Below are 2,760 nucleotides of genomic sequence, written 5' to 3' on the forward strand. Positions count from 1 at the left end.
TAATTTGAACAACCTTAAACTCTAGCTAAAATTGATTCATACAATCCCTTTTATGTTAAACGGGCGAGTTAGTTAGCAAAAACCTCCCGTTCATCCCCATTAAAGCCCCTCGAAACGATTTTAAGACACGATCACCCTATAAAACACCCAAATCTACGCTGAAAGTTTAGAACGGTTTTGCGGGCTTCTGAGTGCGTTTTTAACATCGTGCAAACTGACAAGTAAAACGATGCGAAATCGCTGAAAGTCACAAACTTGTTTTGTGGCAAGAAGCGATTTGACCAACCGAGTAAAATGAGGGCGGTAGGCTTTTTGTTTTTATCCTGATGAGCGTCCAGCGAAGAAAGGGAAAAACAGGGGGAGCCGAAACGAAATGACACGCCCCAGCGATGGCAAGTGAACCCCAGTGAACGTGTTTCGTTTTGGGGGCAAAGCCCCCCGTCAAGCGAAGCGTCTGACCACCACATTTTTGAGCGACCAAATACAGGGGCGAAAAAAGGGGGTGGTCAGACGAACGCAGTGAGTTTGACGGGCTTGGGTGAATGGTTTTTTTCGCAGGCGTCCAGCCGAAGAAAATAGCCAGAGGGCGGAGCCTTATGTCATTCATTTTCGTCCAGAAAATGAGTGGCATTGATACTGAAAGTATCATGGGGTGCAAGTTAGTAAAACTATGATTCTACCCATTATTTCACCCGTTATTCTGCCCGTTATACCTAAATTGGGTGCAATAACGGGTAAAGTAATAGGTAGAATAACAGGTGGATTAATGGGTAAGAAATAACACAACGTCATCTTGTGTCTATCTATTATTCTGTATCTTATTCTATGTATTATTCTACCTATTACAGACGAAATAGATAAAATAAGAGATAGAATAATAGATAGGATAATACATAAAATAATAGGTAAACCTAACGTCAGCGCACCTTTTCTTCGAGCTGTTTTAGCATCGAAATATCACCTAATAACCGTTGATTTTTACCTGTGAAAAAGATGATCGGACTGACATTTGCATTATCAATACTTCGGCTTAACTGAATTCCCATCGCCTGATAATCATCATCGTTTGTGCAATGGTATAACGCTAAAACAAGCTGACATTGTTCTGGAGTTCCGCATTCTATTGCCCAGCGGATCAACTCCGAAAAGGTCAATCCGTTCGGTTTCCAGTGTTTTTTATGCCGTGACGCTAACGCCTTAAATTTTTCACGCCCTTGATTATATTTTTCTGCCCCGATCACCGGATCTTCACAACGAACCCCTTGAACCGGTCGCTTATCAAATGACAATTCCCATAAATTTAATTCTTCGATGTATTCGTAATCTTCTGGCGATGCCAAACGAAATAATTGAGACATAGAGACACCCTCCGATCATGTGTGAACGGAGACAGTATAAGGCTTTCGAGAAATTCCGCTTCCTCGACGTGAAACAAGTTCACGCCTTGCGGCGAGCGTTGCGAATTGAATTTATGAGGTTTACCAAGCTCCAGATGTAACAAAGCCCCGTGACAGCATCACAGGGCTCTGGTACTCTAAATCTTGTGCATTCGTTGCTCAGATTAGACGTCGCAATCCAATCTTAGCAACGTGAGAGGCGCTTGTCACGTTCTCATTAAATACCAGCCAACGACATTAACCCAAATGCACCACTTGATTGACTCGGACTTAGCCCGGTCTCCGAAAGGATAAACAGGCAAATTGTGGTAGTAAAACGTACCGGAAAACGAAATTCCGGCTCTACCTCCGAATCACGCTGCGGTATCGAAAGATTACAGTGCGTACCTGATAAGAGCACCAATCAACGGACTAGGGATTTCTTGGATTGCGAAGTGTCGAAAGAAGCCCAACCTAACCAAACTTAGCCAGATTAACGAGCTAAGAGACCATGACCCAATAACTGATCATGGAGAAAAGCAAAGACAAGATGAAGATGTCGCTTCGCTCCGTTTTGATTAGTACCACATTGGGGCATTAGGCGTTTTTTACCTAGATTTTATCGGTGAACAATAACACCTAAACTCTCAACAAGCTGAAGCGCCTGCTCTCCATCCAACTTCACTCCATCTAAATTAATTCGCCTTGCATCAAGCTCGCCAAGCGCCCCACCCGTTAAATCACAACCAGTAAAATCAGCCAAAGACCAATCAAACGATGAAAACTCCCCACAAGAAAGATCGGAGCCACGAAACACGGCGCCAGTTATCACAGTGCCATTCCAGCGATTTTCCCACAGTTCGCACTTTTCTAATATGACTCTAGAAAAATTAGCGTAACTAAGATTTGTCTTGGTTATATAAGCACTACAAAACCATGACCTTGTAGTTATCATATTCATAAAATTAGCCCCTCGAAAATCAGCTCCTTGAGCTAAACACTCACTAATTTCAAGACCTAAGGCGCTAATGTTTTTAAAATTACTCATTGATAAATCGCAGCTTTTAAAGCTAGCGTTTTTTAGTTTGGCTCTATTAAAATCACACCCTTCCAAGCTATTCCTGTCGTAAAAACTACAATCAACAAATTCAGTATCAGTTAAATCAACCCCTGAAAAATCACAATTTGAAAAGGCAATATTTTTAACTCTATTCCCCGTAAATTGATCTCGTGAAAACTTTTCATTGATAAAGTGCTTTTCCATACATGCTACACCTGGTTATTTATACAGTGCAATCATTGTACATTAATTTGAACAACCTTAAACTCTAGCTAAAATTGATTCATACAATCCCTTTTATGTTAAACGGGCGAGTTAGTTAGC

The 2,760-nt window shown here is 41.5% G+C and carries 2 protein-coding genes; both read right to left on the reverse strand.

The window, feature by feature from the left end; all coding sequences use genetic code 11:
• Positions 1-917: 917 nt before the first annotated feature.
• Complete coding sequence (locus ABN212_RS18575) at positions 918-1,358, reverse strand: hypothetical protein (RefSeq protein ID WP_015063446.1); 441 nt, start codon at positions 1,356-1,358, stop codon at positions 918-920.
• A 637-nt stretch (positions 1,359-1,995) separates the two neighbouring features.
• Entirely contained in the window at positions 1,996-2,640 is a 645-nt protein-coding gene (locus ABN212_RS18580) for a quinolone resistance pentapeptide repeat protein QnrD1 (protein ID WP_012634451.1), read from the reverse strand.
• Positions 2,641-2,760: the final 120 nt, after the last annotated feature.

The organism is Proteus genomosp. 6, from assembly GCF_040139785.1.
Taxonomy (GTDB): Bacteria; Pseudomonadota; Gammaproteobacteria; order Enterobacterales; family Enterobacteriaceae; genus Proteus.